This window comes from Micromonospora rhizosphaerae (assembly GCF_900091465.1).
Lineage (GTDB): Bacteria > Actinomycetota > Actinomycetes > Mycobacteriales > Micromonosporaceae > Micromonospora > Micromonospora rhizosphaerae.
In genome coordinates, this window is the sequence record NZ_FMHV01000002.1 from 5,233,850 (window position 1) to 5,260,023 (window position 26,174).

Consider the following 26,174-nt stretch of genomic DNA (forward strand, 5'->3'; position numbering starts at 1 on the left):
CCGATGTCGCCCGGGCGCGACGACTGCTCTACTGCTCCTCAACGAGGGGAGGTGATCGGCATCACCCCAGGTGGCGGCGCTCTCGCCGGCTTCAACCGGGCACCGGCCGGGCAGGCCGAACGCGACCTGCTCGCCTGCTGTGCGGTGCCCGAGTGGGCCCGCGAGGTGGCCGCCGGGCGGCCGTACCCGTCTCTGCGGGCTCTGGTGGAGTCGGCCGACGGCGGCCTGCTCCGGCTCTCCTGGGAGCAGGTCGCGCAGGCGCTCGCGGCGCACCCACGGATCGGCGAGCGGGTGGCCGGCACGGACCGCGAGTCGGCCTGGTCGCGGCGGGAGCAGGCCGGCATGGACGGCGCCGACGCCGCGACGAGGGCCGCGCTGGTCGAGGCCAATCGGGCGTACGAGCGGCGCTTCGGCCACATTTTCCTGATCTTCGCCAGTGGACGTACGGACGCGGAACTGCTGGCGGCGGCGCGTGACCGGTTGACCAACGACGCCGCCACGGAGCGGCGAGTGGTGCACGGGGAACTGCGCAGGATCGCCCTGCAACGGCTGGAGAGGCTGGTCGGATGAGGTACGCCGCGATCTCCACCCATGTGCTCGACACGGTGCGTGGTGAGCCGGCGCGCGGCGTACCGGTCCGGTTGGAGCGCGCCGGGGCGGAGGGCTGGACCGCCGTCGCGGACGGACACACCGACGCCGACGGCCGGCTGCGCGACTGGGTGCCGGAGCCGCACTGGGGCGCCGGCGGGTACCGGCTGGTGTTCGCCGTGGGCGCCCACCTCGGGCCGGATGCCTTCTTCGCCGAGATCACGGTGGCCTTCCAGGTCCACGATCCGGCCCGGCACCACCACGTGCCGCTGCTGCTCAGCCCGTACGGCTACACCACCTACCGAGGGAGTTGACCATGGGCATCGTGCTCGGCGCCAACCAGTACGGCAAGGCGGAAACCCGGGTCGTGCGGGTGGTCCGCGACGGGCCGCGGCACGACCTGCGCGACCTGAACGTCAGCACCTGTCTCGCCGGTGACCTCGCCGCCACCCACCTGACCGGCGACAACGCCAACATACTGCCGACCGACTCGCAGAAGAACACGGTGTACGCCTTCGCCAAGCGACACGGCGTCGACCAGATCGAGGACTTCGCACTGCTCCTCGCGCGGCATTTCGTGACGTCGCAACCGGCGATCACCCGGGCCCGGGTCGACATCGAGGAGTACGCCTGGCAACGGCTCGGTCCGCACTCGTTCCAGCGGGCGGGCGGGGAGGTGCGTACCGCGTCGGTGACCGTCGACGGCGACGGGACCGAGGTGGTGTCCGGGCTGACCGGCCTGGTGCTGCTCAACTCCACCGACTCGGAGTTCGCCGGCTTCGTGCAGGACCCGTACACCACCTTGCCGCCCACCAAGGACCGGATCCTCGCCACGGCCGTGGACGCGCACTGGCGGCACGGCGATGACCGGGCGGCAGACGGCACCGGCTGGGCCGACTCCTACGCCGCGGTGCGCGCCGCCCTGCTCGCCGGCTTCGTCGAGACGTACAGCCGCTCGCTGCAGCAGACCCTCTACGCGATGGGTGAGCGGGTGCTGCGTGAGGTCGCCGGGATCATCGAGGTGCGGCTGTCGCTGCCCAACAAGCACCACCTGCTGGTGGACCTGGCGCCGTTCGGGCTGGACAACCCCGGCGAGGTGTTCGTCGCGACCGACCGCCCGTACGGGCTGATCGAGGGCACGGTGCGCCGCGACGACGCGCCGGCGGCGGACGGGGCCCGGTGATGGACTTCCTGCAACCTGCCAGCTGGTCGGAGGCGCTGGCGGCGAAGGCGGCCCACCCCGACGCGATGCCGATCGCCGGGGGCACCGACGTCATGGTCGAGCTGAACTTCGACCGCCGCCGCCCGCCCGGGCTGCTCGACCTGACCCGGGTGGGCGCGCTGACCGAGTGGGGGTACGACGGTGACCTGCTGCGGGTCGGGGCCGGCGTGACCTACCGGCGGATCATCGACGAGCTCGGTGGCGTGCTCCCCGGCCTGGCGATGGCGGCGCGCACGGTCGGCTCCCCGCAGATCCGCAACCGCGGCACTGTCGGCGGCAATCTGGGTTCGGCGTCGCCGGCCGGCGACGCGCACCCGCCGCTGCTGGCCACCGACGCGCGGGTCGAGGTGGCGTCGGTCCGGGGCACCCGGACGGTGCCGGTGGACGAGTTCTTCACCGAGCCCAAGCGGTCCGTGCTGGCCCCCGACGAGCTGATCTCGGCCTTCCTGGTCGCACCGGCCGCCGGGCCGCAGCAGTTCGCCAAGATCGGCACCCGCAACGCCATGGTGATCGCGGTCTGCTCCTTCGCGGTGGCGCTACATCCCGACACGCGCCGGGTCGGCACCGGGATCGGGTCCGCCGCGCCCACGCCGCTGCGCGCCCACCAGGCCGAGGAGTTGCTCGCCGCCGAACTGCCGTGGCGCTCCCGCGGCCCGCTGCCCGTTCCACTCGCCCGGCGCTTCGGCGAACTGGTGGCCGCCGCCGCGGCGCCGATCGACGACGTACGCGGCACCGCCGCCTACCGCCGGCACGCGCTGGCCGTGCTCGCCCGGCGCACGCTCGGCTGGGCCTGGGCGCAGGTATCGGCGCATCGGGAACCGGGAGGCCGCTCGTGAGAATCACCTGCACGGTCAACGGCGAGCGCCGCGACACCGACGACGTGTGGCCCGGCGAGAGCCTGCTCTACCTGTTGCGGGAGCGGCTCGCCCTACCCGGAGCCAAGAACGCCTGCGAGCAGGGCGAGTGCGGCTCCTGCACGATCTACCTCGACGGCCTGCCGGTCTGCGCCTGCCTGGTCGCCGCCGGGCAGGCGCAGGGCCGGACGGTGGTCACCGTCGAGGGGCTGTCCGCCGGCGTCGGCGGGGGGTCACCCGCCGAGGCCGGCGAGGGGCTGCCCGCGGAGGCCGGCGCGCTCGACCCGGTGCAGCGAGCCTTCATCGAGGCCGGCGCCGTCCAGTGTGGATTCTGTACCCCCGGGCTGGTGGTCGCGGTCCACGACCTGCTGGCCCGCAACCCGCGGCCCGCCGATCCGGACATCCGTGAGGCGCTCGCCGGCAACCTGTGCCGGTGCACCGGCTACGAGAAGATCATGGACGCGGTACGGCTGGCCGCCGGCCCCGCCGTACCGCGCCCGCGGGAGGCGCGGGATGATCATCATTGAGGGGGGTGCGGTCGCCACCGTCGACGCCGAGGGCACCGAGCACGCCGACGGTCACGTGGTGATCGCCGACGACGGGCGGATCGTGGCGGTCGGCACGGGCCGCGCCGACGTCCCCGACGGCGACGAACGCCAGCCAGCCGGGTCGGTCCGCCGGGTCGACGCCACCGGCTGCCTGGTCACCCCGGGCCTGGTCAACACCCACCACCACCTGTACCAGTGGGCCACCCGCGGATTGGCCCAGCAGGATCACCTCTTCGGCTGGCTGACCGCGCTCTACCCGGTGTGGGCCGGTCTGGACGCCGACGTGGTCGCCGCCACCACCGGCGCCGGCCTGGGCTGGCTCGCCCTGTCCGGCTGCACGACGAGCACCGACCACCACTACGTCCACCCGTCCGGCGGCGGCGACCTGATGGCCGCGCAGGTCGAGGCGGCCCACGAGGTCGGCCTGCGCTTCCACCCGTGCCGCGGCTCGATGGACCTGGGCGCCTCCGCCGGTGGGCTGCCCCCCGACCACATCGTGGAGAAGACCGACGCCGCGCTCGCCGCGACCGCGGAGGCCGTCGAACGCTTCCACGACCCCGCACCCGACGCCATGGTCCGGATCGCCGTCGCCCCCTGCTCGCCGTTCTCCGTCACCTCGACGCTGATGAGCGAGGCCGCCACGCTGGCCCGAAGCATGGGCGTCCGGCTGCACACCCACCTCGCGGAGACGGTGGAGGAGCGGGCGTACTGCTTCCAGACCCACGGCTGCACCCCGGGCGAGTACGCCGAACGCCTCGGCTGGCTCGGCGACGACGTGTGGCTGGCGCACGGCGTACACCTCGACGACGCCACCATCGCCCGCTTCGCCGCCACCGGCACCGCTGTCGCCCACTGCCCCAGCTCCAACGCGCGCCTCGGCACCGGGATCGCCCCGGTCCGTGACCTGCTCGACGCGGGCGTACCGGTGGGCCTGGGGGTGGACGGGGCCGCCTCGCAGGAGACCAACCAGCTCGGCGCCGAGCTGCGCCAGGCGGTGTACGCCGCGCGGCTGCGGGGCGGACCAGCGGCGATGACCGCCCGCGAGGCGCTCACCCTGGGCACCATGGGCGGGGCCCGCTGCCTCGGCCGCGCCGGTGAGATCGGCTCGCTGGAGGTGGGCAAGCTCGCCGACCTCGCCGTCTGGCGGCTCGACGGGCTGGGTCATGCCGGCATCGACGACCCGGTGGCCGCGCTCGTCCTCGGCCCACCCGCTCCGGTGGAGCTGCTGCTGGTCGGCGGGCGGCCGGTCGTGGAGCGCGGCGAGCTGCGCACGGCCGACGAGCGCGACCTGACGCGGCGTACCCGGCGGGCCCATCACGCGCTGATGAGGAAGGTACTGCTATGACGACGGTGCAGCCCAGGGTGAGCGTGCCGGTCCAGGGCGGGGTGGGGCACAGTCCACACCGGCCGGACGGCGCGCTCAAGGTCGCCGGCCAGTTCGCCTTCTCCTCCGACCTGTGGGCCGACGACATGCTGTGGGGCACCACGCTGCGCAGCCCGCATCCGCGGGCCCGGATCACCGGCATCGACCTGACCGCCGCGCTCGCACTGCCCGGGGTCCACGCCGTCCTCACCGCCGCCGATGTGCCCGGCGCGGCGTGTTACGGACTCGAGGTCGCCGACCAACCGGTGCTCGCCGCCGACGAGGTGCGCTACCACGGCGAGCCGGTGGCGATCGTGGCCGCCGACCATCCGGAGACCGCCCGCCGGGCGGCCGCCCGCATCGTCGTCGACTACACGGTGCTGCCCCCGGTCACCGACGCCGAGGCGGCGCTCGCCGCCGGCCAGGTAGTCCGCCACCTGCCGATCCGGCGCGGTGACCCGGACGCCGTCGGCCCGGTCGTGGTCCGCGGCGAGTACGAGGTCGGCATGCAGGACCAGGCGTTCCTCGGGCCGGAGTCGGGTCTGGCCGTGCCGGCGGAGGACGGCGGGGTCGACCTGTTCGTTGCCACCCAGTGGCTGCACGTGGACCAGAAGCAGGTGGCGACCTGCCTCGGGCTGCCGGTCGACAAGGTGCGGATCACGCTGGCCGGGGTGGGCGGGGCGTTCGGCGCTCGCGAGGACCTGTCGATGCAGGTGCATGCCAGCATGCTGGCCCTGCACACCCGGCGCCCGGTGAAGATGGTCTACTCCCGCGAGGAGTCCTTCTTCGGGCACGTGCACCGGCACCCGGCCCGGCTCCGGTACGAACACAGCGCCACCCCCGACGGCCGGCTGGTCTCGGTGCGGGCACGCATTCTGCTCGACGGCGGGGCGTACACGTCCACCACTCCGGCGGTGGTGGCCAACGCGGCCACCCTCGGCATCGGTCCGTACGAGGTGCCGAACGTGGTGGTGGACGCCTACGGCCTCCACACCAACAACCCGCCGTGCGGCGCGATGCGCGGGTTCGGGGCGGTGCAGGCGTGCTTCGCCTACGAGTCGCAGATGGACAAGCTCGCCGCCGCGCTCGGGCTCGACCCGGTGGAACTGCGGATACGCAACGGCATGACGACCGGCTCGGTGATGCCCACCGGACAGGTCGTCGACGGCCCGGCGCCCGTGGCCCGCCTACTGGCGCTGGTCCGCGACCGGCCGGCCCCGCCCCCCGCCACCGGCGATCCGCGGGAGTTGCCGGGCGGGGTCGCCAACACCACCCACGGCGAGGGCGTGGTCCGCGGGGTCGGGTACGCCATCGGCATCAAGAACGTGTGCTTCTCCGAGGGGTACGACGACTACGCCACCGCCCGGGTCCGACTGGAGGTGATGGGCGGGGAGCCGGCGGTGCTGGTGCACACCGCCGCCGCCGAGGTCGGCCAGGGCGTGGTGACCGTGCAGGCGCAGATCGCCCGGACCGAGCTGGGCGTGCAACGGGTGACCGTGGCCACCGCCGACACCGCGGTCGGCAGCGCCGGATCCTCGTCGGCGTCACGGCAGACGTACATGACCGGTGGGGCCGTGCGCGCCGCGTGCCGTGCGGTACGGGACCGGCTGCTCGCCCGCCTGCCCACCCCCGACCTCCGGCTGGCTGGCGGCAAGGTGGTCACGGCTTCCGGGACTGTGGTCGCCGACCTGGCGGAGGTGATCGGCGACGAGCCGGTCGAGGAGACCGTGGTGTGGCGGCACCGGCCGACGCACCCGCTGGACCCCCGGACCGGCCAGGGTGACGCGCACGTCCAGTACGCCTTCGCCGCACACCGGGCCACCGTCGACGTCGACACCGAGCTGGGCCTGGTCCGGGTGGTGGAGATCGCCACCGCCCAGGACGTCGGAAAGGCGGTCAACCCGCAGGCGGTGCTCGGCCAGATCCACGGCGGCACCGCGCAGGGCCTGGGGCTCGCCCTGATGGAGGAGATCCAGATGGTCGACGGGATCGTCCGCAACCCCTCGTTCACCGACTACCTGATCCCGACGATCCTCGACATGCCGCCGATGACGGTCGACGTGCTGGAGCTGGCCGACCCAAAGGCCCCGTACGGTCTGCGCGGGGTGGGTGAGCCGCCGACCATCTCGTCCACCCCGGCGGTGGTCGCCGCGATCCGGGCGGCGACCGGCCTGGCGCTGAGCCGGGTGCCGGTACGCCCGGAACACATCTGCACACCGAGGCGATGATGGGAAAGCTGCCCGAGGGCGTCTACGCCGAACTCGACGAACGGCTCGGGCCGGTCGACGCGACGCTGCGGGCCCGCTACCCGGGCGGACGGGGCCGCCGCCAGCCGGTGCACACGGTTTACGTGCCGGCCGGCCGGGTCCGGCAGGGCCTGGTCGACGAGTGGGGCGCCGCGGCGCTGCGGACACTGACCGAGCACCCGCCGCTGCCGTTCGCGGCCGAGCTGTCCGACCGGGTGACTGCCAAGCTGCGGCGGGAGCCGATCGAGGATCTGCGGATCGACTTCGAGGACGGGTACGGCGTACGCGACGACGACACCGAGGACGCCGCCGCGCGGTCGGCGGTCGCGGCGCTGCGCGAAGGGCCGGTGCCGCCGTTCCTCGGGTTGCGGATCAAGAGCCTGGAGGCGGCGACCCGGCACCGGGCGGTACGCACCCTGGACACGTTCCTGGAGGCGTACCTCGGCGCGTTCGCCACCGTGCCGGACACCTTCGTGGTCACCCTGCCGAAGGTCAGCGCACCCGAGCAGGTCGACGCGATGGTGCTGCTGTGCGCACGGCTGGAGCGGGCGTACGGACTGCCGGCCGGTGCGCTGCGCTTCGAGGTGCAGGTCGAGACCCCGGCCGCGGTGCTCGGCGCCGACGGCACCGCGACCGTGGCGCGGCTGATCACCGCCGGCGGGAGGCGGCTGTCCGCCCTGCACTACGGCACGTACGACTACAGCGCCGCCTGCGGTGTGGCGGCGGCCCAGCAGAGCCTGGCGCATCCGGTGGCCGACCACGCGAAGGCGGTGATGCAGGTGGCGGTGGCAGGCACCGGCGTCCTGCTCTCCGACGGTTCGACCAACGTCCTGCCGGTGGGCGACACCGAGGCGGTCCAGGCGGCCTGGCGGCTGCACGCCGGGCTGGTCCGCCGCTCCCTGGCGGCCGGCTTCTACCAGGGCTGGGACCTGCACCCGGCCCAGTTGCCGACCCGGTTCGCCGCGACGTACGCGTTCTTCCGCGACGGCGCCGCCGCCGCGGCTGACCGCCTCGCCGCATACCTGCAACGCCGGGCGGGCGGGGTGCTCGACGAGCCGGCCACCGCCCGCGCGCTGGCCGGCTTCCTGCTGCGCGGGCTGGACTGCGGCGCCCTCGACCCGGCCGAGGTCGGTTTCGCCCGCGAAACGCTGGAAGCCCTGTGAGCGCGAGGAGTGAGCCGGGTTTGCGAGCCCCGCAGTCGCGAACGAAAGGCAGCACTGTGAGCGCGAGGAGTGAGCCGGGCGGCTACGACCTGGTGGTGCGGTCGCGGCGGGCGGTGCTGCCGGACGGGCCGCGGCCGGCTGCGGTGTGCGTCCGCGCCGGGCGGATCGCGGCGATCGAGGAGTACGACGCAATCGGCGGCCACGACCTGGGTGAGGTGACGCTGCTGCCCGGCCTGGTCGACACGCACGTGCACGTCAACGAGCCCGGCCGCACCGAGTGGGAGGGGTTCGCCAGCGCCACCCGGGCGGCGCTGGCCGGTGGGGTCACCACGATCGTCGACATGCCGCTCAACTCGCTGCCGCCGACGGTCACCGTCGACGCGCTGGCGGTCAAGCGGGCGGCGGCCACCGGGCAGATCCACGTCGACGTGGGCTTCTGGGGCGGCGCGGTGCCCGGCAACGCCGGTGACCTGCCGCGGCTGCACGCCGCCGGGGTGTTCGGGTTCAAGGCGTTCCTGATCGACTCGGGGGTGCCCGAGTTCCCGCCGTTGGACCCCGCCGGCCTGGCCGAGGCGCTGGAGGCGGTGGACGCCCTGTACGTCGTCCACGCCGAGGACCCGACCGAGGTGGCCGACCCGCCCGCCTCGCGGCGCTACTCCGACTTCTTGAGCTCCCGCCCGCCGGCCGCCGAACGGCGGGCGGTCGGCGCGGTGGTCGACGTGGCGCGGCGTACCGGCGGGCGGGTGCACATCCTGCACCTGTCCGCCGCCGACGCGCTGCCGCTGCTGGCGCAGGCGAGGGCGGCCGGCGTGCGGGTGAGCGCGGAGACGTGCCCGCACTACCTGACGCTGGCCGCCGACGAGGTGCCGGACGGGGCGACCGAGTTCAAGTGCTGTCCGCCGATCCGCGGGTCCGGCAACCGGGAGCGGCTGTGGGCGGGGCTCGCGGCGGGCCTCGTCGACTGCGTGGTCTCCGACCACTCCCCCTGCACCCCGGCGCTGAAATGTGGCGACACCGGTGACTTCGCGGCGGCGTGGGGCGGCATCGCGTCGGTGCAGCTCGGCCTGCCGGTCGTGTGGACGGCGGCCCGGCGGCGCGGCCACCCGCTCACCGACGTGGTGCGGTGGATGGCGACGAGTCCGGCCGCGTTGGTCGGGTTGCGACGCAAGGGACGCATCGCCGTCGGCTGCGACGCCGACCTGGTCGCGTTCGACCCGGAGGCGCCGTTCACTGTCGACCCGGCGGCCCTGCACCACCGGCACCCGACCACGCCGTACGCCGGTCAGGTGCTCACCGGCGTCGTCCGGGCCACCTGGCTGCGCGGCGTGCCCGTCACCCCGGGCGGACCACCGCAGGGGCGGCTGCTGGACAGGAGTGGCGAATGAGCGACTTCACCGTGCTGCCGGACCTCGCATCCCGCCTGCTCGGCGGTGGTGTGGTCGACGCCAACGACGAGTTCTTCGCGGCGCGCGACAACCTGGTCACCACCGAACCGCCGGCTTTCGTCGCCGGCACCTTCGGCCCCAAGGGCCAGGTGTACGACGGCTGGGAGACCCGCCGGCGGCGGGAGCCCGGCCACGACTGGGCGGTCGTCCGGCTGGGTGCTCCGGGTGTCGTCCACGGGATCGTGGTGGACACCTCGTACTTCACCGGCAACTACCCGCCGTACGCCTCGGTCGAGGGGTGTCACGTGGCGGGCTACCCGAGCCCCGCCGAGCTGGCCCGCGCCGACTGGTCGACGCTGCTGCCCCGCGCGCCGCTCGCCGGGGACACCCGCAACGCCTTCCCGGTCAGCCACGAACGCCGGGTGACCCACGTACGGCTGTCCATCTACCCCGACGGCGGCGTGGCGCGGCTGCGGGTGCACGGGGTGGTCGTACCCGATCCGCGCTTGTGGCCCGACGGCCGGCTGGACCTCGCGGCGCTGGAGCACGGCGGGCGGGTGGTGGGGTGCAGCAACGGGTTCTACGGCGCACCGCACCAGCTCATCGCGCCGGGTCTGGCCCGGGTGATGGGCGACGGTTGGGAGACGGCTCGGCGGCGTGACGGCGGCAACGACTGGATCGTGGTGCAGCTCGCCGCGCCCGGCCGGGTCCGCCTCGCCGAGTTGGATACCACGCACTTCAAGGGCAACGCCCCGGACGCGGCGACGCTGCGCGGGATCGACGCGCGGACGGCGGACCCGGACGACCCTTCGGCCTGGTTCGACCTGCTGCCGCGCACCCGGCTGCAACCGGACACCCGGCACCGGTTCCCGCTCGACGACGTCGCGGTGGCGACGCACGTACGGCTGGACGTCTTCCCCGACGGTGGGATGGCGCGGTTGCGCCTGCACGGGGTGGTCGACGCCGACGACCTCGCGGCCCTGGCACGCTGGCGGCATGCTGTCCCCCGGCCATCGCCCGGAGGATGATGAGCGGTTCCTCGCCGCCGATGACCCGCTCGGCGAGGCCTAGGGACCGGGTTCGTCAGCCGGTCCCGGCCATCGCCGCGAGGCGGCGGGCGAGCAGGACGATCGCCTCCCGCAGCTCCGGAGGCTCCAGCACCTCCGCCTCGAAGCCCAGCCGGGCCACGTGCACGGCGAGCCAGTCCAGGCTCTCCCCGCCGACGACGAGCACGCACCACCCGTCGCGATCGTCCTCGACGCGCCCCACCTGGGGCGGCACCAGCTCCCGCACCCGGTCGGGTCGGGCGTGCACCCGCACCCGGGCGAGATACCGGTACGGCGCCTCGGTCACGGACCGCTGCACGTAGGCGACCGGGTCCGGATGCTCCCTCGGCCGGAAGCGCCAGGTCGTCGCCACCACCTCGCGCATCCGGTCCAGCCGGAAGGTGCGCCAGTCGTCGCGGTCGACGTCCCGGGCCATCAGGTACCAGCGGCGGCCGGTGGTGACCATCCGCACCGGCTCGACCGTGCGCTCGCGCTCCCCGCCGTCGCGGCCGGCGTACCGATACCGCACCCGCACGGCGTCGCGACAGGCCCGCGCGAGCGTCACCAGCAGCTCCGCGTCGACCTCGACCCCGGGGCCGACAAGGGTATCGGTGGCGCCGTGCACCGCCCGCACCTCGGCGCGCAGCCGGGACGGCATCACCTGGTCGAGCTTCGCGAGCGCCCGCAGTGCCGCCTCGCCCGCCCCGGCGACCGTGCCCCCCGACGCCAACCGCAGGGAAACCGCCGTCGCGATCGCCTCCTCGTCGTCGAGGAGCAGCGGCGGCAGCCGGGCGCCCGCGCCGAGCTGGTAGCCGCCGCCGACGCCCGCCGTCGCGTGCACGGGGTAGCCGAGCGCGCGCAGTCGCTCCACGTCGCGGCGCACCGAGCGGTCGGTGACCCCCAGCTCGCCGGCGAGCTCGGCGGCGGTCCAGGACGGCCGCCGCTGCAGCAGCCCCAGCAACCGCAGCACCCGCTCGGTCGTCGCCTCGACGGTCACCCGCTCATCGTTCCACAGATCTAGGAACGATCCTGTCCGCTATATGCGGGAGGCTGGAAGCATGACCGACCAGACCTGGAACCCGCTGCTCCGAGACCAGTTCGCCGGGCACTGGACCAACCAGCTGCGCGATCGCCTCGACGGACTCACCGACGACGAGTACTTCTGGGAGCCGACGCCCGGCTGTTGGAGCGTGCGCCCGCGCGGCACCGGCGCCGCACCGGTACAGGCCGGGTCCGGCGCGATGACCATCGACTTCGCGATGCCGCAGCCCGACCCGCCACCGCTCACGACGATCGCCTGGCGGCTCGGGCACGTGATCGTCGGCGTGCTCGCGGTGCGCAACGCCGCGCACTTCGGTCGCCCGCCCACCGACTACCGGTCGTTCGAGTACGCCGCGACCGCGACCGGGGCGTTGGCCCAGCTCGACGCGGAATACGCCACGTGGCTGGCCGGCGTCGAGTCCCTCGGCGAAACCGGCCTCGCCCGCCCGTGCGGGGAGGCGGAGGGACCGTACGCCGAGCGTCCTCTGGCCGCGCTGGTGCTGCACATCAACCGCGAGCTGGTCCACCATCTGGCCGAGGTGTGCCTGCTCCGCGACCTTTACCTGCACAATCACCAGCAGACCCGACTGGAGGCGAGCTGAGATGGCCCGCGACGTTCAGATCACTTTCGACTGCGCCGACCCGGCCGGGTTGGCGGCGTTCTGGGGCGAGGCCCTCGGCTACCAGCTGCAGGATCCGCCCAAGGGCTTCGAGTCGTGGGAGCAGGCACTGGAGGCGATGGGCGTGCCGCCCGAGAGGCGCAACGACGCCTCGGCGGTGGTCGACCCCGAGGGTTCCGGGCCGCGGCTGTTCTTCCAGCGGGTGCCGGAGCGCAAGCAGGCCAAGAACCGCGTGCACCTCGATGTGCGAGCCGCCCCCGGGCTCGAGGGCGACGCGCGGATGGCGGCCCTGGAGGCGGAGGCCGAGCGGCTCGTCTCCCTCAGCGCCACCCGGCTCAGGCGCTACGAGCCCGCTCCCCCGCTCGGCGCCGGTCACATCGTGATGGCCGACCCCGAGGGCAACGAGTTCTGCCTCGATTGATCAGCCGCGCGGCGGGGCCGGCGGCATCAGCGGTCCCCGACGGGGGCGGCTGGCGCGTCCACGGCCGCAACAGCGACCAGAAGCGAGAGGTCCGCTACGCCCGCGAGTTCGCCAGCGAGGACGAGCGCACCGCCGCCATTGACATCTGGAACATCCACTACAACCACCATCGACCCACAGCGGAGCAGATGGCCAGCCGCCCGCATCACGACTCCGGAGCGGTGTCACTAACGTCCGGCCCTCGTACACCTAACCGTCGGCGTAGACGAGGTCCATCGTGTCGGTGCGTCCGGACCAGCGGAGTTCGAGGTGCCAGCAGCCCGCCCGCGGCATGTCGATGATCGATGGGCCCGGACCACCGGTGACCTCCCTGGTCACCTGCGTGTCGGCGCCATCCAGGGTCGCGGTGATCACCAGGGTGGCCGGCGACGTCGGGTCGGACGGCGTCGTGGCCGGACGGGACACCCACAGGATCTTGTTGTTGGACCCGTCGTCTCTGGCCTGCGACAGCGGGTAGCCGAACAACACCGCGGCGATCTCGCCCCTCGCGCCGAGGACGTGCGGGATCCGGGCGTCCCGGCCGAACCCGGCGTCCGCCCAGTCGGGCAGGGACCCCTGCTCCACCCGCGAGCCGCAGCCTGTCGCGGCGCTCGCCGAGGCCGTGGTGGCCGGAGCGCCGACCGGCGCGGCGGACCGGCCCGCGGTTGTGCAGCCCGCCAGCAGGACCACCGACCCCAGCAACAACCTGCCCCATGAACCCATCTCGCGCCTTCCGGATAAGCGTCGTGCCTGCCGGACTCTTGCCGCACACCATCAGGACACCGGGCAGGGCCCTCCTGGTTCCCGTTACCGGTGCGAGTCCCCTCCCCTAATTCAGCGAGCTGGCGATCTCGATCGCCTCGAGCTTGGTGAGGTCACCCTCAAGCCGGTAGCTCACGCCAGCCTCCTGCCAGATCAGGGTCGAGGCGGCCAGCCGCGCGGTCTCCACGCGGAGCGTGCCCGCGCGATCCACATAGGCTACTGGGTGCGGGCCGCCGATCCAGACGGCGAAATCACCATTGACCTGGACCCAGTCCACCCCCGGCCCGCTGGCCTGCTTCTGGAAGACCGGGTCGAGACGACCGTCGAAGGCATCGATGCGCAGCGCGCCTCCGCGGTACAGCAGCGTCGCCACTCGATAGGTGCCCGTGCCATCGGCGTCGGCGACCAGCACCTGCTCGGGCGGTCCCAGCTTCGCCGGTAGGCGAATCGGGAAGCGCACCCGCCGCTGCGCCTCATCCAGCACAGTGGGCCGCTGCGACGGCAACGCCGACGGAGTGCCGGTGGGCAGTGCCGGTTCGGGCGACATGGTGATGATGACGCCGGCGAAGCGCAGCAGCCCCGCCACGGCGTCGGCGAGGGCGGCCCGCCCCGGCGGCAGCACCGCAACAAGCAGAGCGACCAGCGCCGCGGCGACGTAGAAGCGCCACCGGCGTCGCCTGGGCACGGGCGCGGTGAGTTGGGCGCGTACGCGGGCGGTCACGTCGGGCGGTTCTGGCGTCTGCAGCCAGGCGGAGAGGTCGCGCAACTCCCTTTCGAGGTCATCCATGGCGCACCTCCTCGACCTGGAGCAGGCCACGCAGCTTCACCAGGGCCCGGGACGTCCGCGACTTCACCGTGCCCCGGGGCCATCCCAACATCGTCCCGGTCTCGTCCTCGCTGAGATCGAGGAAGAATCGGCAGACGATCACCTCACGATCCTTCGCCGGCAGCAGGCGCAGGGCCTGCACCAGCGCGGCCCGACGTTCCGCGGCCAGGACGCCAGCGACCGCGTCATCCTCGGCGATCTCCGACTTCGGGCTCGCCGCCGCGGCGCGCAGGACGAGTCCGTCGCGCCGGCTGCGCGAGCGGTGCAGGTTGCGGGTCTCGTTGGACACGATCGCCAGGAGCCATGACCGAAAGGACGACTCTCCCCGATAGCGGGAGAGCTTGCGGTATCCCTTCACAAACGCCTCCTGGATGACGTCCTCCGCGTCCGAGCCCGCGCCGAGCAGCACCGCCGTCCGGTACGCGGACGCGGTGTGCCGGGCAACCAGGAGTTCATAAGCCTCCAGGTCACCTGCCCGAGCGCGGATGACCAACTCTTCGTCGTCCAGGGAAACCTCCGGTGGGGACCAAACTCATGACACCGCCTGCGCCGTGCGAGTTCCATGCCTCGGGCGGAACCCCGGCGGGCCCGACGGTGTCAATCGGGCATGATGGCAACGACGACAATCTCGCGGCGCACCATGCTGACCGTGCTCGCCGGTACCGGCGCCGCCGCGCTGGTCGGCTGCGATCCAGTCCGGAGCCGGAACTCGGCCCCGACCGTCACGATTCCCGACGCACTGCTCGTCGAGGTCGACGACGGGCTCGGCGTACTGCGTGGCGCCGGTCGGCTGACGATCCCGCACTCCGTCGCCACCGCCGACGGGCTGGCGATCTATGCGACCGCACCCGACGGCGCCGACTCCGCCTTCTGGCGGATCGACACCGCAACGGGCCGCACCTCCGCTCGGGTCAAGCTGCGCGGACGCTGGCTGCCGCGGGCGGTCTCGGCCAACGGTACGAAGGTCGCGCTCACGTCGAACGCGGTGAGTGCCACAACGGGGCGCCCGGATGGGCGGGACGTAACTCCGGTGCTGATCGCCGACGTCGCCGGGGTCCAGCAGCGGCTGGAGCTGCCGGGCAACTTCGTGCCGGAAGCGTTCACCGAGGACCTCGCCGGACTTTTCGTCCTCGAGTGGCTCCCGGCGATGGCGCCGGACCGCTACCGGGTGCGCGTTGTCGATCTCGCCAGCAAGGCGCCCGGCCCGCTCAACACCCGTACCAAGACGCCGATCCCGCCCGGCGCCGAGGAGGAGATGCGCGGCGACGGACGCCAAGCCGTCCTCGCGCCGGATCGCACCACCCTCTACACGCTCTACACCCATCAGCCCGACCACCAGCACACCCGCAACCTGATCAGCGGGCGGTCGGGCAACATACACGCATTCGTCCACACGCTGAGCCTCGCCTCGCGATGGGCGTACTGCATCGACCTGCCGCACCCGTTCGGGGAGGCGCCCGCGAGCGGTCACGCCATGGCGATCAGCCCCGACGGAGGCCGGCTCTTCGTCGCCGACGTCACCTCGGGCAACGTCGCGGAGATCTCCACGGAGGAGCTGACGGTACGCCGGACGGCCACGCTGGCCAAGGGCACCGGGGCCGGACACGCTGTTGCCGACCGCGACCGCCTCCTCATCGGCGCCGGCACGGTGGTGCGCACGATGGATCTCAAGCGCCTCGCCCTTGCCACCGAGTGGCCGGTCCGCGAGCCCGTCGCCGGCCTCGTACTGAGCCCCGACGGCAAGCGCCTCTACATGGGCCAAACCGATGCCGTGAGCTGGCACGATTCCGCCACCGGCGCCGAACTCGGCCGCGCCGCCGTGCCCGGACTGGTGGTCGTACGAGGCCTGGCCGGACACGCCTGACCCGACCTGATGACGAGCGAGTAGGCCACCTCCCGCATCGCCCGGCCACGCGCCCGGCGCGCCTTCCGCTTCGTTCAGCCCTGCTCGTCGTCGAGGAAGGCGAGGGCTGCCGCGGCGAACAACGGCGAGCTGAAGATGGTGTAGTGGGTGAGCCCGGGCAGGATCGCGAGCGCGTGACCACCCTTCGGCCGGCCCTCGCCAATCCAGCCGCCGTCGCGCAGACCGCCGTCGAGCAGGTTGAAGACTTCGACGGAGTGGCTGGGCGGCGCCATGTCGGCGTCGGCGGCGACGATCGGCGGGGGTGGGCGCACCGGCCGGTCGGTGGCGTGTGAGGATGCGGCGCATGCGTGCCGTGATCTTCGACGAGTTCGGTGCCCGCCCCGAGGTCCGCGACGTTGCGGATCCGGTGCCGCCATCCGGGGGCGCGGTCATCCGCGTCGAGGCGACCGGGTTGTGCCGCAGCGACTGGCACGGTTGGCAGGGACACGATCCCGACATCCGCCCGCCACACGTCCCCGGCCACGAGTTCGCCGGCGTCGTCACGGCCGTCGGCGCCGGCGTACGCGGCTGGCGGCCCGGCGACCGGGTCACCGCGCCCTTCGTCTGCGCGTGTGGGCAGTGCCCGGCCTGCCTGGCGGGCGACCAGCAGGTCTGCGAGCGGCAGACGCAGCCCGGGTTCACCCACTGGGGCTCGTTCGCGGAGTACGTGGCGGTGCGGAACGCCGACGTCAACCTGGTTCGGCTCCCCGATGAGCTGGACCATCCGGCCGCGGCGGCGCTCGGCTGCCGCTTCGCCACGGCGTTCCGGGCCGTGGTCAGCCAGGGGCGGGTCGCCGCGGGCGAGTGGGTGGCGGTGCACGGCTGCGGCGGGGTGGGGCTCTCCGCGGTGATGATCGCGGCGGCGTGCGGCGCGCAGGTGGTGGCGGTCGACGTCGCCCCCGGCGCGCTCGAGCTGGCCAGAAGCTGCGGGGCCACGGTCTGCCTGGACGGCAGCGCGCTCACCGGACCCGACGCGGTGGCCGCGGCCGTTCGGGAGGCGACCGGCGGCGGCGCCCACCTGTCGCTCGACGCGTTGGGCAGTCACGCCACCTGCACCGCGTCGATCGAAAGCCTGCGGCGGCGCGGACGGCACGTGCAGGTCGGACTCCTCCCCGCCGCCCAGGGCCGCCCGGCCCTGCCGATGGACCGCGTGATCGCGTTCGAACTGGAGCTGCGGGGCAGCCACGGCATGCCCGCGCACGCCTACCCGGAGCTGCTCCGGCTGGTCACCGCCGGCGTACTGCGCCCCGCCGAGCTGATCACCCGCACCGTCGGCCTCGCCGAGGTGCCCGACGCGCTGGCCACGATGGACCGGCCCGCCTCCGGCGGAATGTGCCTCATCCACCCCCGGTGAGCGGGGCCGTCTCGATCTTCCGGGACGGCCCCTCACCTGTGTCGGGTGCTACTCGCTGCGGAGGCCGGGCACCTTCACGACGATGAACTCGCTGTCGTCCGCGCGGCCGGGGTTGCGGCCTGTGTTGGGGAAGTTGTTGTCACAGCCGAGCAGCAACCGGTCGCCGGCGATCTGGTGGATGGCCTCGATCGACTCGCACGTCACGCGGTACGGGTTGCCGAGTCCGACGTCGCCGCTGTGGACCGGGGGCAGGGAAACCAGGTCCGGGTCGGGCACGGCCGCCAGGTCGACGGCCTCCGTCTTCACGAGGGACCCGCCGGCATCGACATCGATGAGGTCGACGACGTACGCCTTGCGGAAGAGCGCGTTCAGCCCGAGGCCGCCGTCGCGCTCGATCACCACGAGGTGGTGCCGGTCGAGGGCCGCCACGTCTGACACGAAGTAGCCGGGCTGCTCGGTCTGGTACAGCCAGGTTCTCCCCGTGAAGGCCTCGTCGCGCACGCTGAACTCGAAGCCGTGGCGCCGCGTGGTACCGAGTTCGGCGACCGTGGCCCCCTCCAGCGTCGGGTACAGGTACCTGCCGTCCGGGCTGATCGCCATGGCCTCGAAGCCGCGGCTGTTCGGCTGCGTTGCCGCCGCTCCACCGAGGTGGGGGTTGTTGGGCGACCGCAGGCCGCCCGGAGCCGCGAAGGGCGGGTCGAGCAGTTTGCCGGTGGCGTCGAAGTGCAGGAGCCAGGGCCCGAACTCGTCGCCGACCCACAAGTCCCCATCAGCGCCGCGCTGGAGGGACTCGGGATCGATGTCGCCGCCGGTCAGCGACCGCTCGGTCGTCCCCTCGTTGACAATCGGGAAGCCGATCAGACCGTCGGGGTCGCGGAACTGGATGAACTCGTTCAGATCGACGTGGACCTCGCCGCTCCCACCATTGGCGGTCTTGAAGTCCGGTCGGATGTAGTAGGCGCGGATCAGAAAGTCCTTCGAGTTCGCCTTGTCGCCGAACCCGTTGTCCGGCATGGCGAGATATTCCCCTGGGTGTCGGCCGGTGACGATCGCCGAGAACCCCTCGACCGGCTGCGAAGGCAGCGGGAATGTGATCCCGTTGACGGTCCCGGGAGGCCGGAGTGCCCCGGCGGGCGGACCGGGGGCGTACGTCTCGACCGGCAGGACGGCGCGACCGAGCAGGGTTGGTTGTGTCCGTCCATTGTCGTCGCCGTACGCGCCACCGGAGGGGATCGCCACCGCCGTCGCGACTGCGGCGGCGATGAATATGGACAGTTGCTTGGCCATCATCGGCTCCTCTGCACGGTGCTGAACCGCTGCTGAGCATGCGCAAGCCCGTGTCCCGGGTACGCGTTGCCGAGGCCCGACGCCCACACGGGACCGGCTCGACATCCAGCCTGACCCAGGTCGGAGCGCCTGGCCATCCGCTCAACGACGTCATTGCGTGGACGAAAGTTCGGTCCACTCCTGATCACCGTCCCGTGCACTGTCGACCCGCCAGGCCGCCAGATCCACGTATTCCGCCTCCTACCCGGGTAGGAGGCGACGCTCCGACCGCTGGCCGCAACCGGGGCCTGCGGTCGGGCGCCGTCCGGGGACCGGTTCACCAGCATCTACAGGCATGACTACCGCGCTGCGCCGGGCGGCACACTGGCACCGCCCATTGATGGTTTTCGTATCGGCGATGGCGGTGCTAGCCGTCGTCGCCGCGGTCGGCATCGTCGCCGACCCGCGCGTCCTCACCGGCGTGCCTATCTGGCTCAAGCCGTTCAAGTTCTCCGTGTCCTTCGTGCTGTACGGCACCACCCTCGCCTGGATGCTCTCGCTGCTGCCCCGACGCAGCCGGATCGCGGAGTGGGCGGGCACGGTCATCGTCGCGATGTCGGTGGTGGAGATGGTGGTGATCGTCGGGCAGGTGTTGCGCGGCACGACCAGCCACTACAACGAGACCACCCCGCTGAACGCCGCCCTGTGGGAGGTGATGGGCGCGTCGATCATGGTGCTGTTCACCGCGCACTTCATCATCGGGGTCGTGGTGCTGCGTCAGCCGATCGCGGACCGGGTCGCCGCGTATGCGGTCGGGTGGGGGCTCGGCTTGTCCCTGCTGGGCATGCTGGCGGCGGTACCGATGGTGCTGCCCAGGCAGGACCCGGGCATCGAGGGGATCGCCGGGGCGCACAGCGTGGGTGTACCGGACGGCGGGCCTGGGCTGCCGCTGGTCGGCTGGAGCACCACCGGCGGGGATCTGCGGATCGGGCACTTCGTGGGACTGCACGCGTTGCAGGCGCTGCCGATCCTGGCGATCCTGCTGAACCGGCTCCTCGGGACGTGGCTGGACGAGCGCACCCGGGTGCGGCTGTTGGTCGTCGCGGGCGGGGCCCACGGCGTACTCACGATGCTGTTCACCTGGCAGGCACTGCGCGGGCAGCCGCTGCTGCGTCCGGACGCGCTCACGCTGGCCGCCGTGGCGGCCCTGGTGGTCGCGACCACGACTGCCACCGGCGTGGTCGTGGCTCGCCGGCGCGACCCGGAAGTGGCGCTGGCCGCATGACGGGGGAACTGTTCACGCTGACGTTCGCGGTGGCCGCGCCGTTCTGGGCGCTGATGATCCTGCTGCCGCACTGGTCCAGGACCGCCCGCATCATCAGGTCGCCGCTGATCGTGCTGCCGGGCCTGGTGCTCTACGCGACGCTGGTGCTCCCGGCGTTCGGCGAGGTGCTGCCGGCCGTGATGTCGCCGACCCTCGACGGCGTGCGCGGCCTGCTCGGCACCGCGGACGGCGCGGCGGCGGCCTGGGCGCACATGATCGCGTTCGACCTGTTCGTCGGACGGTGGGCGTGGCTCGACAGCCGGGAACGGGGGGTGCCGGCGCTGATCATGGCTCCGGTGCTGATGCTGACGATCCTGTTCGGGCCGCTCGGCCTGGCCGCCTACCTCGCCGTCCGCACCAGGTGGGCCCGAACGGCGGCGGCTCCTGCCGTCGAACCGCAACGCCTAGGCTGAAGCCATGGGGTGGATGGGGCGACTGTTCGACGCGCGGGACACGCTCGTGCGGATGGTGCTGCTCGACCTCAGCGGCGTCGGCTATCTGGTCTTCGGCACCCAGGGCGAAGGCTCGCCGACGGGCACGCAGTGGGTCCTCGCGGTGCTCGCGTTCGCCGTCGCGCTGGTGTTCCACCGTCGGCCCCTGGTCAACCTGGTGGGGCAGGCCGCGCTGCTGGCGGTCGCTTTCCGCCTCATCGACGACGCGACGATCAATCAGGTGGGCGCCAGCTGGGCGTTGCTCGAGCTGACCATGTGGGCGCGCCGACCGCGGACCATCTGGCTGGCCGCCGGGCTGCTGGCCGCGGTCGACCTGACCGACTCGATCGGCGATCCGTTCGGACGGTTCGTCTCCGGCGTCTTCGGGCTGATTGTCGAGGTCGGCGTGCCGCTGCTGCTCGGTCTGGTCATCCGGACCACCCGGGAACTCGGCCGGCAGGCCGAGGAGCGGGCGGCGGAGGAGCAGCTCCGACGCGAGTCGGAGAGTCGCGCCGCGCGCGCCGACGAACGCAGCGCCATCGCCCGCGAGCTGCACGATGTGGTCGCGCATCACGTGGCGTCGATGGTGCTGCGGGTCGGCGTGGCCCGGCACGTGCTCACGGACCTGGATCCGCGAGTGGGCGAGGTGTTCGACGACGTGCACGGGACGGGCAGCGCAGCCCTGGCGGATCTGCGCCGGCTGGTGGCAGTGCTGCGCAACCCCGATGGGGTACCCGGGGACGCCGCGCTGACCGCGATCGAGCCGTCGGCGCTTCCGGCGGCACTCGGCGCGGCGGTCGATCGGGCCCGCCAAGCCGGCGTCATGGTGGAGGCCGACATCGACCCGGCGGTGGGTTCGCTCGATGCGGTTCGGGGCCTGGCGGTGTTGCGCCTGACCCAGGAGGCGCTGACCAACGTGGCCAAGCATGCCGGCACGTCGGCGCTGGCGCGGCTGTCGGTGTCCGTGGTCGACGGGGCCGTGCACTGGGAGGTCTCGGACAACGGGCGCGGATGGGTGCCGGCGGCGGTGCCGTCCGGTGGCGGCCACGGCATCACCGGCATGCGCGAGCGCGTCGAAGTCCTCGGCGGTCAACTGGAGGCGGGTCCGACCGGTGCGGGTTGGCGGGTTCGCACGGTCCTCCCGGCCGCGGTCCCCGCGCCCGCCTCCGCGCCGACGGCTCCTCCCCTCTCGCCCGCCGGCCCGCCGGCCTCGTCGGCCCGCGAACGCGAGGTCTCGCCCGGGCCGCGCGCGCCGGAGCCGGCGTGATCCGCCTCCTGCTGGTCGACGACCAGCACCTCATCCGCGCGGGCCTGCGCATGCTCTGCGACGCCCAGCCCGACATCGAGGTCGTCGGCGAGGCCGACAACGGCCGCGACGCGATCTCCCTCGCCGCGCGGCTCATCCCCGACGTCGTCGTGATGGACCTGCGCATGCCCGGCGTCGACGGGATCACCGCAACCAGCCGCATCCTTGCCGACCGCCCCGCCACCCGCGTCCTGGTGCTGACCACGTTCGGCGACGACGACCACCTCTATCCGGCCCTGACCGCCGGCGCCTGCGGATTCCTGCTCAAGGACGCACCGCCCGCCGACCTGCTGGACGGCGTCCGCCGGGCCGCCGCGGGCGACAGCCTGTTCAGCCAGGAGGTGCTGCGGCGCCTGGTCCAGCGCGCGGTGCACGCCCGCGCCGAGACGCCGCGGCCGACCCAGGGACTGACCGCCCGCGAACAGGACGTGCTGAACCTGGTCGCCGAGGGCCTGTCCAACACGGAGATCGCCGACCGGCTCCACATCGGCGTCACCACGGTCAAGACCCACATCACCAGCCTGATGACCAAGACCGGCAGTCCGAACCGGGTACGACTGGCCCTGTTCGCCTGCGGCGTCTGACGGCACGGGCGGTGACGAAAGTACAGTGGGGAAGATCCTGGCCCAACTGATCTTGACAGGCAACGGTTTCCGAGATTCCCACATCCGCTGGTAACCGACCTGTCGACCGGAAGGAGCACAGTGAACCGACGTATCAGGAGCGCATTCGCCGTCGCCCTGACCGCCACACTCATCGCGACCGTTCCGCAAGCCCCGGCGCAGGCGCAGGATGAGCACGCCAAGCCCAGCGTCATCTCGTTGCCGGACGGATTCCAGCCCGAGGGCATCGCCGCGGCCGGCACGTACGCCTACTTCGGATCCCGCGCCACCGGCGCCATCCACCGTGCCGACCTGATCAGCGGCGAGGCCGAGCAACTCAGCCCCGCCACCGGCACCCCCTCGCTCGGTCTCAAGGTCGACCCGCTCGGCCGGCTCTTCGTCTCCGGCGGCACGGCCGGCGACGCCCGGGTGATCGACACCCGCACGGGCGACGTCCTCGCGCGCTACCAGTTCGCCAGCGCACCGACGTTCGTCAACGACGTCGTCCTCACCCGCGAGGCGGCGTACTTCACCGACTCCAACAAGCCGGTCCTGTACCGCCTGCCGCTCGGCCGGGACGGCGCGCTGCCTCCGGCCGACGGCTTCACCACGATCCCCCTCACCGGCGCTTACCAGCAGATCGGCACCGGGGTCAACCTCAACGGCATCGCGCAGACCCCCGACGGCGAGGCACTGATCGTCGTCCAGTCCAACACCGGCACCCTCTTCCGCGTCGACCCGGCGACCGGCGTCAGCACCACCGTGGACGTGCCGGGCTACACCTTCACCAACGGCGACGGGCTGCTGCTCGTGGGCCGCACGCTCTACGTCGTCCAGAACCGGCTCAACCAGATCGCCGTGGTCGAGTTGAACACCGCCGGCACCGCCGGCACGGTGACCGGCACCATCACGGACCAGGACTTCGATGTCCCGACCACCGTCGCAATGGCCCTCGGCCGGCTCTACCTGCCCAACGCGCGCTTCACCACGCCACCGACCCCTACCACGCCGTACACCGTGGTCGCGGTCCGTCCGCTCTGAGAGCACCGTCGGGGGTACGCGCGAACGGCGCGTACCCCCGCCGACGGCGGCGCAGCGTGTGTGCCGGCATGTCGACCCGGCTCGGGCTGGTCAGGCTCTCAGTGCCCAACCGGCCCCGGCTCGTTGCGCGGCGACCACTTGATGCCCCGGTCCTTGTCGGTCAGCGGTACCGCACCACCGCTGCCCTCCCGCACGGCCAACGACGGCCTTCTGCTGCGCCCCTGACGGATGACGACGCCGACCTCCCCCTGGATCTCGAGTCGCGCTGGGAGGTCCATCGGAGCTCTTTGCTCCCGTTTGGCCCGCTGAGCCGGGCCACGAGTGCGGCGTGTGTCGCAGGTTTGACCTCCACATCGGTGCCGAGGGCCACGCCGTCGACTCCATAGGGACGCGGGTGGGACGGCTCCGCTTGATCGGGATCAGGAACGATGATCTCCAGATACGTCCGAGGGCCGAGGGCAATAGGCCGCCGACAACAACGCGCGATGGGCGGCTCCGAGTAATCAGGCAGTCATATGCGGTAGCGATGCCGCCAGACGCGGTTCGACCTCGTTGAGCGGCGTTGAGAGGGACCGGGCGGCGAAGTTGCCCTACCGACCCACTACGCGTTGGTCGGCCCGACCGTGCGACTCACGGCGAAACGGACGTTCGGGCAGGTGTGAGGATTTGACAGAACGCGTTAGTCGCGGCTAACGTGTTCTGGGTGATCGACGCGTTGTCTGCCGCCGCTGAGCCCACCCGGCGACGCATCCTGCAGTTGCTCGCGTCGCAGCCCCGCACGGTGAGCAGCATCGCGGCGGAGTTCACGATCACCCGGTCGGCGATCTCCCAGCACCTGTTGTTGCTGGCGGACGTCGGCCTGGTAGAGGCCGAAAAGGTCGGCCGGGAGCGCATCTACCGCGTCGTTCCCGAGGGACTCCGCCAGCTGCAGGCCGAGATTGACCGGTTCTGGACCGCCGAGCTCGACCTGTTGGTCACCGAAGCACGCGCCCTGAAGTCTCAACGGATCGAGAGAGACCACTGATGTTCACCAAGACTGTCGTCCTTCCCGTCGACATCGACGAGGCATTCGCACTCATCACCGAGCCAGAGCGGCTGCGTCGCTGGCAGACGGTGTCGGCCCGCGTCGACCTGCGGGTGGGCGGTGACTACCGCTGGACCATCACCCCCGGCCACGTGGCTTCCGGCACCTTCCGAGAGATCGAGCCCGGCAAGCGTGTCGTGTTCGGCTGGGGTTGGGAAGGTAACCCGGACCTCGCCCCCGACACCTCGACCGTCTCAATCACGTTGGAACCGGTCGCCGACGGCACCCAGGTCACCCTCACCCACGAGGGGCTGACCGACGAGCAGGCGGCGATGCACGCCGAGGGCTGGAACCACTACCTCGGTCGTCTCGAGAAGGCCGCCGTCGCCGGGGACGCCGGTCCCGACGAGTGGTCCGCCGCTCCCGAGCGACTCGACGAGCTGTCCGCCGCCGACGCCACCCTGGCCGTACTCCAGACGGTCCTGCGCCAGCTCACCTCTGAGGATCGGCCCAAGCAGACACCGTGTGCGGCCTTCACCTGCCACGACCTCGCCGAGCACCTCTTCGGCTCGATGGTCGCCTTCGGCTCGATGGCGGGCGTCGAGGTCGTGAACCCCGAGACGGGTTCGCTGGAGAATCGTGTGGCCACCATGGCGGCGCAGGCGATTGAGGGATGGCGGGCCCGCGGTCTCGACGGCGCCGTCCCGGTCCCCGGCGGCGAGATGCCGGCCAGGCTCGCGGCGAGCATCCTGCCGGTGGAATTCCTGTTGCACGCCTGGGACATGGCCCAGGGCAGCGGCAAGCCCGTGGTCGTCAGTGACGAGGTCGTGGCCTACGTCCACAAGCTCGCCGAGCAGATCGTCCCCGGGGCCCGCGGTTCCTCGTTCGCCGAGGAGGTCACCCCGGCCATGGATGCCGACCCGATGCAGCGGCTCGCGGCCTTCACCGGCCGTCGCCCCGCGACTGCGTGACAGGATCCGACCATGCAAATGCCCAAGCCCACCGACGCTGACAAGGACTTCTTCCGGTCCGTCGTCCCCGAGGCGCCGGGCGTCGAGGTCAAACCGATGTTCGGCAACCTCGGCGCGTTCGTCAACGGCAACATGTTCGCCGGGCTGTTCGGTTCGTCGGTCGGCGTGAAACTCGCCGCCGACGACCTGGCCGAGCTTGCGGCGATTGAGGGTGCGGGACCGTTCGGCCCAGCCGAGCGGCCGATGGGTGGATACCTGTCCCTGCCCTCGTCGTTCACCGCCGAAGAGGCGAGCCTGTGGGTCAACAAGGCGCAGGCGTACGTCGCGACGCTGCCGCCCAAACACAAGAAACGGACCTAGCAGTCGCAAGGGGCGGCGACGCCGCACCCAGGTGAGGCAGCACCGATGGCCGGCGGCGCGACGGTCAACCAGACCTTCAACAGCAGCAGCAACTACGGTCGGCCCGCGTCGTCGTGTTCTGGCAGATCGTCCCCGCCGACCCGGGCCCCGAGGACATGTTCAGCAGCGTCCCGTACAACCGGGGGGCGATGGCCCTGCACGCGCTGCGCGGCAAGGTCGGCGACGACGCCTTCTTCCGCATCCCGCACAAGTGGGCGGCGAGCCACCGCTGCAGCCACGCCGGAACGGCCGAATTCATCGCCATGGCCGAGCGGGAATCGGGCCAGAACCTGGGTGCCTTCTTCGACGTGTGGCTGTTCCAGCAGGGCAAGCCCACGAGCTGGTGACGCCGCCTTGGGCCCCGCGACCGACGGGGTCGCGGGGCCCCACCCGCAGCTTGGAGAAGGCGGATGGCCGGATCCGGCGTTT

Annotated in this window: 30 protein-coding genes and 1 pseudogene; 24 read left to right on the forward strand and 7 right to left on the reverse strand. The window is 72.6% G+C overall.

What is annotated here, in order from left to right:
- Positions 1-51 precede the first annotated feature (51 nt).
- The 10 genes from uraD to alc are packed head-to-tail and all read left to right on the forward strand — an operon-like array spanning position 52 to position 10,397.
- Complete coding sequence (uraD, locus tag GA0070624_RS24595; protein WP_245718963.1) at positions 52-570, forward strand: 2-oxo-4-hydroxy-4-carboxy-5-ureidoimidazoline decarboxylase; 519 nt, start codon at positions 52-54, stop codon at positions 568-570.
- The gene (gene uraH, locus GA0070624_RS24600; RefSeq protein ID WP_091345090.1) at positions 567-902 is read left to right on the forward strand and encodes a hydroxyisourate hydrolase; all 336 of its coding nucleotides are present in this window, start codon (positions 567-569) and stop codon (positions 900-902) included. Before uraD ends, uraH begins: the two co-directional genes overlap by 4 nt.
- A gap of 2 nt (positions 903-904) precedes the next feature.
- Positions 905-1,771, forward strand: coding sequence for a factor-independent urate hydroxylase (gene pucL / locus GA0070624_RS24605; protein WP_091345092.1), 867 nt, complete (start codon positions 905-907; stop codon positions 1,769-1,771).
- Positions 1,771-2,646 (forward strand): FAD binding domain-containing protein, encoded by an 876-nt coding sequence (locus GA0070624_RS24610; RefSeq protein WP_091345094.1) that lies wholly within the window; start codon positions 1,771-1,773, stop codon positions 2,644-2,646. Before pucL ends, GA0070624_RS24610 begins: the two co-directional genes overlap by 1 nt.
- Positions 2,643-3,191, forward strand: a complete 549-nt coding sequence (locus GA0070624_RS24615) for a (2Fe-2S)-binding protein (RefSeq protein WP_091345096.1) — start codon at positions 2,643-2,645, stop codon at positions 3,189-3,191. Before GA0070624_RS24610 ends, GA0070624_RS24615 begins: the two co-directional genes overlap by 4 nt.
- Positions 3,178-4,557 carry an 8-oxoguanine deaminase gene (locus tag GA0070624_RS24620; protein WP_091345098.1) on the forward strand — a complete coding sequence of 460 codons (1,380 nt, stop codon included), beginning with the start codon at positions 3,178-3,180 and terminating at the stop codon, positions 4,555-4,557. The genes GA0070624_RS24615 and GA0070624_RS24620 overlap by 14 nt, the downstream gene beginning before the upstream one ends.
- On the forward strand, positions 4,554-6,803 hold the full coding sequence (pucD, locus tag GA0070624_RS24625; RefSeq protein WP_091345100.1) for a xanthine dehydrogenase subunit D: 2,250 nt from the start codon (positions 4,554-4,556) through the stop codon (positions 6,801-6,803). The genes GA0070624_RS24620 and pucD overlap by 4 nt, the downstream gene beginning before the upstream one ends.
- Positions 6,803-7,984 carry a DUF6986 family protein gene (locus GA0070624_RS24630; protein WP_218105285.1) on the forward strand — a complete coding sequence of 394 codons (1,182 nt, stop codon included), beginning with the start codon at positions 6,803-6,805 and terminating at the stop codon, positions 7,982-7,984. The genes pucD and GA0070624_RS24630 overlap by 1 nt, the downstream gene beginning before the upstream one ends.
- 56 nt (positions 7,985-8,040) lie before the next feature.
- Complete coding sequence (gene allB, locus GA0070624_RS24635; protein WP_091345104.1) at positions 8,041-9,369, forward strand: allantoinase AllB; 1,329 nt, start codon at positions 8,041-8,043, stop codon at positions 9,367-9,369.
- On the forward strand, positions 9,366-10,397 hold the full coding sequence (gene alc, locus GA0070624_RS24640) for an allantoicase (protein WP_091345106.1): 1,032 nt from the start codon (positions 9,366-9,368) through the stop codon (positions 10,395-10,397). Before allB ends, alc begins: the two co-directional genes overlap by 4 nt.
- A gap of 55 nt (positions 10,398-10,452) precedes the next feature.
- On the opposite strand, the gene GA0070624_RS24645 is transcribed toward alc, so the two are convergent.
- Positions 10,453-11,412 carry a helix-turn-helix transcriptional regulator gene (locus GA0070624_RS24645; protein ID WP_091345108.1) on the reverse strand — a complete coding sequence of 320 codons (960 nt, stop codon included), beginning with the start codon at positions 11,410-11,412 and terminating at the stop codon, positions 10,453-10,455.
- 61 nt (positions 11,413-11,473) lie between these two features.
- Here GA0070624_RS24645 and GA0070624_RS24650 point away from each other — a divergent pair, with 61 nt between their 5' ends.
- The 3 genes and pseudogenes from GA0070624_RS24650 to GA0070624_RS35990 all read left to right on the forward strand — a co-directional run.
- Positions 11,474-12,058 carry a DinB family protein gene (locus tag GA0070624_RS24650; RefSeq protein WP_091345110.1) on the forward strand — a complete coding sequence of 195 codons (585 nt, stop codon included), beginning with the start codon at positions 11,474-11,476 and terminating at the stop codon, positions 12,056-12,058.
- Position 12,059: 1 nt separating this feature from the next.
- Positions 12,060-12,497, forward strand: coding sequence for a VOC family protein (locus tag GA0070624_RS24655; RefSeq protein ID WP_091345112.1), 438 nt, complete (start codon positions 12,060-12,062; stop codon positions 12,495-12,497).
- An 86-nt stretch (positions 12,498-12,583) separates the two neighbouring features.
- A pseudogene (locus GA0070624_RS35990) lies at positions 12,584-12,750 on the forward strand (IS481 family transposase); the annotation flags it as partial.
- Here GA0070624_RS35990 and GA0070624_RS24660 read toward each other — a convergent pair.
- The 3 genes from GA0070624_RS24660 to GA0070624_RS24670 all read right to left on the reverse strand — a co-directional run bounded on the left by GA0070624_RS24660 (position 12,747) and on the right by GA0070624_RS24670 (position 14,617).
- A complete protein-coding gene (locus GA0070624_RS24660) occupies positions 12,747-13,259 on the reverse strand; it encodes a hypothetical protein (protein WP_091345114.1) in 513 nt (170 codons plus the stop codon). The pseudogene GA0070624_RS35990 and the gene GA0070624_RS24660 sit on opposite strands and share 4 nt — an antisense overlap.
- 106 nt (positions 13,260-13,365) lie before the next feature.
- The gene (locus GA0070624_RS24665) at positions 13,366-14,085 is read right to left on the reverse strand and encodes a hypothetical protein (protein ID WP_091345115.1); all 720 of its coding nucleotides are present in this window, start codon (positions 14,083-14,085) and stop codon (positions 13,366-13,368) included.
- On the reverse strand, positions 14,078-14,617 hold the full coding sequence (locus tag GA0070624_RS24670; protein ID WP_245718964.1) for an RNA polymerase sigma factor: 540 nt from the start codon (positions 14,615-14,617) through the stop codon (positions 14,078-14,080). Before GA0070624_RS24670 ends, GA0070624_RS24665 begins: the two co-directional genes overlap by 8 nt.
- Positions 14,618-14,734: 117 nt before the next feature.
- On the opposite strand from GA0070624_RS24670, the gene GA0070624_RS24675 reads away from it, so the two are divergent.
- Positions 14,735-15,988 carry a hypothetical protein gene (locus GA0070624_RS24675; protein WP_091349721.1) on the forward strand — a complete coding sequence of 418 codons (1,254 nt, stop codon included), beginning with the start codon at positions 14,735-14,737 and terminating at the stop codon, positions 15,986-15,988.
- Between the two features lie 74 nt (positions 15,989-16,062).
- On the opposite strand, the gene GA0070624_RS24680 is transcribed toward GA0070624_RS24675, so the two are convergent.
- Complete coding sequence (locus tag GA0070624_RS24680; protein ID WP_245718965.1) at positions 16,063-16,299, reverse strand: hypothetical protein; 237 nt, start codon at positions 16,297-16,299, stop codon at positions 16,063-16,065.
- 32 nt (positions 16,300-16,331) lie between these two features.
- Between GA0070624_RS24680 and GA0070624_RS24685 the strand changes: the two genes are divergently transcribed.
- Positions 16,332-17,381 carry a zinc-dependent alcohol dehydrogenase family protein gene (locus GA0070624_RS24685; protein WP_091345119.1) on the forward strand — a complete coding sequence of 350 codons (1,050 nt, stop codon included), beginning with the start codon at positions 16,332-16,334 and terminating at the stop codon, positions 17,379-17,381.
- A gap of 48 nt (positions 17,382-17,429) precedes the next feature.
- Here GA0070624_RS24685 and GA0070624_RS24690 read toward each other — a convergent pair whose 3' ends face one another.
- Positions 17,430-18,668, reverse strand: a complete 1,239-nt coding sequence (locus tag GA0070624_RS24690; protein ID WP_176731855.1) for an esterase-like activity of phytase family protein — start codon at positions 18,666-18,668, stop codon at positions 17,430-17,432.
- Positions 18,669-19,002: 334 nt separating this feature from the next.
- Here GA0070624_RS24690 and GA0070624_RS24695 point away from each other — a divergent pair, with 334 nt between their 5' ends.
- From GA0070624_RS24695 to GA0070624_RS24715, 5 genes are all read left to right on the forward strand, one after another.
- Positions 19,003-19,932: a hypothetical protein gene (locus GA0070624_RS24695; protein ID WP_091345122.1), complete on the forward strand. Its 930-nt coding sequence runs from the start codon at positions 19,003-19,005 to the stop codon at positions 19,930-19,932.
- Positions 19,929-20,384, forward strand: a complete 456-nt coding sequence (locus GA0070624_RS24700; RefSeq protein WP_091345124.1) for an ABA4-like family protein — start codon at positions 19,929-19,931, stop codon at positions 20,382-20,384. Before GA0070624_RS24695 ends, GA0070624_RS24700 begins: the two co-directional genes overlap by 4 nt.
- 4 nt (positions 20,385-20,388) lie before the next feature.
- Positions 20,389-21,669: a sensor histidine kinase gene (locus GA0070624_RS24705; protein WP_091345125.1), complete on the forward strand. Its 1,281-nt coding sequence runs from the start codon at positions 20,389-20,391 to the stop codon at positions 21,667-21,669.
- Complete coding sequence (locus GA0070624_RS24710; protein WP_091345126.1) at positions 21,666-22,292, forward strand: response regulator; 627 nt, start codon at positions 21,666-21,668, stop codon at positions 22,290-22,292. The genes GA0070624_RS24705 and GA0070624_RS24710 overlap by 4 nt, the downstream gene beginning before the upstream one ends.
- Positions 22,293-22,412: 120 nt before the next feature.
- On the forward strand, positions 22,413-23,351 hold the full coding sequence (locus GA0070624_RS24715; RefSeq protein WP_091345128.1) for an SMP-30/gluconolactonase/LRE family protein: 939 nt from the start codon (positions 22,413-22,415) through the stop codon (positions 23,349-23,351).
- A 98-nt stretch (positions 23,352-23,449) separates the two neighbouring features.
- Here GA0070624_RS24715 and GA0070624_RS24720 read toward each other — a convergent pair whose 3' ends face one another.
- Positions 23,450-23,629: a hypothetical protein gene (locus tag GA0070624_RS24720; protein ID WP_091345129.1), complete on the reverse strand. Its 180-nt coding sequence runs from the start codon at positions 23,627-23,629 to the stop codon at positions 23,450-23,452.
- A 425-nt stretch (positions 23,630-24,054) separates the two neighbouring features.
- Here GA0070624_RS24720 and GA0070624_RS24725 point away from each other — a divergent pair, with 425 nt between their 5' ends.
- The 4 genes from GA0070624_RS24725 (at position 24,055) to GA0070624_RS24740 (ending at position 26,092) form a co-directional block, all read left to right on the forward strand.
- The gene (locus GA0070624_RS24725) at positions 24,055-24,375 is read left to right on the forward strand and encodes an ArsR/SmtB family transcription factor (protein ID WP_091349725.1); all 321 of its coding nucleotides are present in this window, start codon (positions 24,055-24,057) and stop codon (positions 24,373-24,375) included.
- Entirely contained in the window at positions 24,375-25,346 is a 972-nt protein-coding gene (locus GA0070624_RS24730) for a TIGR03086 family metal-binding protein (RefSeq protein WP_245718966.1), read from the forward strand. The genes GA0070624_RS24725 and GA0070624_RS24730 overlap by 1 nt, the downstream gene beginning before the upstream one ends.
- 12 nt (positions 25,347-25,358) lie before the next feature.
- Positions 25,359-25,706: a TfoX/Sxy family protein gene (locus tag GA0070624_RS24735; protein ID WP_091345133.1), complete on the forward strand. Its 348-nt coding sequence runs from the start codon at positions 25,359-25,361 to the stop codon at positions 25,704-25,706.
- A gap of 113 nt (positions 25,707-25,819) precedes the next feature.
- Positions 25,820-26,092, forward strand: a complete 273-nt coding sequence (locus GA0070624_RS24740; RefSeq protein ID WP_091345135.1) for a hypothetical protein — start codon at positions 25,820-25,822, stop codon at positions 26,090-26,092.
- The last annotated feature ends 82 nt before the right edge of the window (positions 26,093-26,174 follow it).

Excerpts from the sequence above, each read along its gene's own strand:
- GA0070624_RS24630 (WP_218105285.1), top strand. The coding sequence starts at position 6,803 with ATGGGAAAGCTGCCCGAGGGCGTCTACGCCGAACTCGACGAACGGCTC.
- GA0070624_RS24660 (WP_091345114.1), bottom strand. The coding sequence starts at position 13,259 with ATGGGTTCATGGGGCAGGTTGTTGCTGGGGTCGGTGGTCCTGCTGGCG.
- GA0070624_RS24720 (WP_091345129.1), bottom strand. The coding sequence starts at position 23,629 with ATGGACCTCCCAGCGCGACTCGAGATCCAGGGGGAGGTCGGCGTCGTC.
- GA0070624_RS24685 (WP_091345119.1), top strand. The coding sequence starts at position 16,332 with ATGCGTGCCGTGATCTTCGACGAGTTCGGTGCCCGCCCCGAGGTCCGC.
- uraH (WP_091345090.1), top strand. The coding sequence starts at position 567 with ATGAGGTACGCCGCGATCTCCACCCATGTGCTCGACACGGTGCGTGGT.
- GA0070624_RS24730 (WP_245718966.1), top strand. The coding sequence starts at position 24,375 with ATGTTCACCAAGACTGTCGTCCTTCCCGTCGACATCGACGAGGCATTC.
- GA0070624_RS24620 (WP_091345098.1), top strand. The coding sequence starts at position 3,178 with ATGATCATCATTGAGGGGGGTGCGGTCGCCACCGTCGACGCCGAGGGC.
- GA0070624_RS24695 (WP_091345122.1), top strand. The coding sequence starts at position 19,003 with ATGACTACCGCGCTGCGCCGGGCGGCACACTGGCACCGCCCATTGATG.
- GA0070624_RS24700 (WP_091345124.1), top strand. The coding sequence starts at position 19,929 with ATGACGGGGGAACTGTTCACGCTGACGTTCGCGGTGGCCGCGCCGTTC.
- GA0070624_RS24690 (WP_176731855.1), bottom strand. The coding sequence starts at position 18,668 with ATGGCCAAGCAACTGTCCATATTCATCGCCGCCGCAGTCGCGACGGCG.
- GA0070624_RS24735 (WP_091345133.1), top strand. The coding sequence starts at position 25,359 with ATGCAAATGCCCAAGCCCACCGACGCTGACAAGGACTTCTTCCGGTCC.
- pucL (WP_091345092.1), top strand. The coding sequence starts at position 905 with ATGGGCATCGTGCTCGGCGCCAACCAGTACGGCAAGGCGGAAACCCGG.
- pucD (WP_091345100.1), top strand. The coding sequence starts at position 4,554 with ATGACGACGGTGCAGCCCAGGGTGAGCGTGCCGGTCCAGGGCGGGGTG.
- GA0070624_RS24705 (WP_091345125.1), top strand. The coding sequence starts at position 20,389 with ATGGGGTGGATGGGGCGACTGTTCGACGCGCGGGACACGCTCGTGCGG.
- GA0070624_RS24655 (WP_091345112.1), top strand. The coding sequence starts at position 12,060 with ATGGCCCGCGACGTTCAGATCACTTTCGACTGCGCCGACCCGGCCGGG.
- GA0070624_RS24650 (WP_091345110.1), top strand. The coding sequence starts at position 11,474 with ATGACCGACCAGACCTGGAACCCGCTGCTCCGAGACCAGTTCGCCGGG.
- GA0070624_RS24675 (WP_091349721.1), top strand. The coding sequence starts at position 14,735 with ATGGCAACGACGACAATCTCGCGGCGCACCATGCTGACCGTGCTCGCC.
- GA0070624_RS24610 (WP_091345094.1), top strand. The coding sequence starts at position 1,771 with ATGGACTTCCTGCAACCTGCCAGCTGGTCGGAGGCGCTGGCGGCGAAG.
- alc (WP_091345106.1), top strand. The coding sequence starts at position 9,366 with ATGAGCGACTTCACCGTGCTGCCGGACCTCGCATCCCGCCTGCTCGGC.
- GA0070624_RS24665 (WP_091345115.1), bottom strand. The coding sequence starts at position 14,085 with ATGGATGACCTCGAAAGGGAGTTGCGCGACCTCTCCGCCTGGCTGCAG.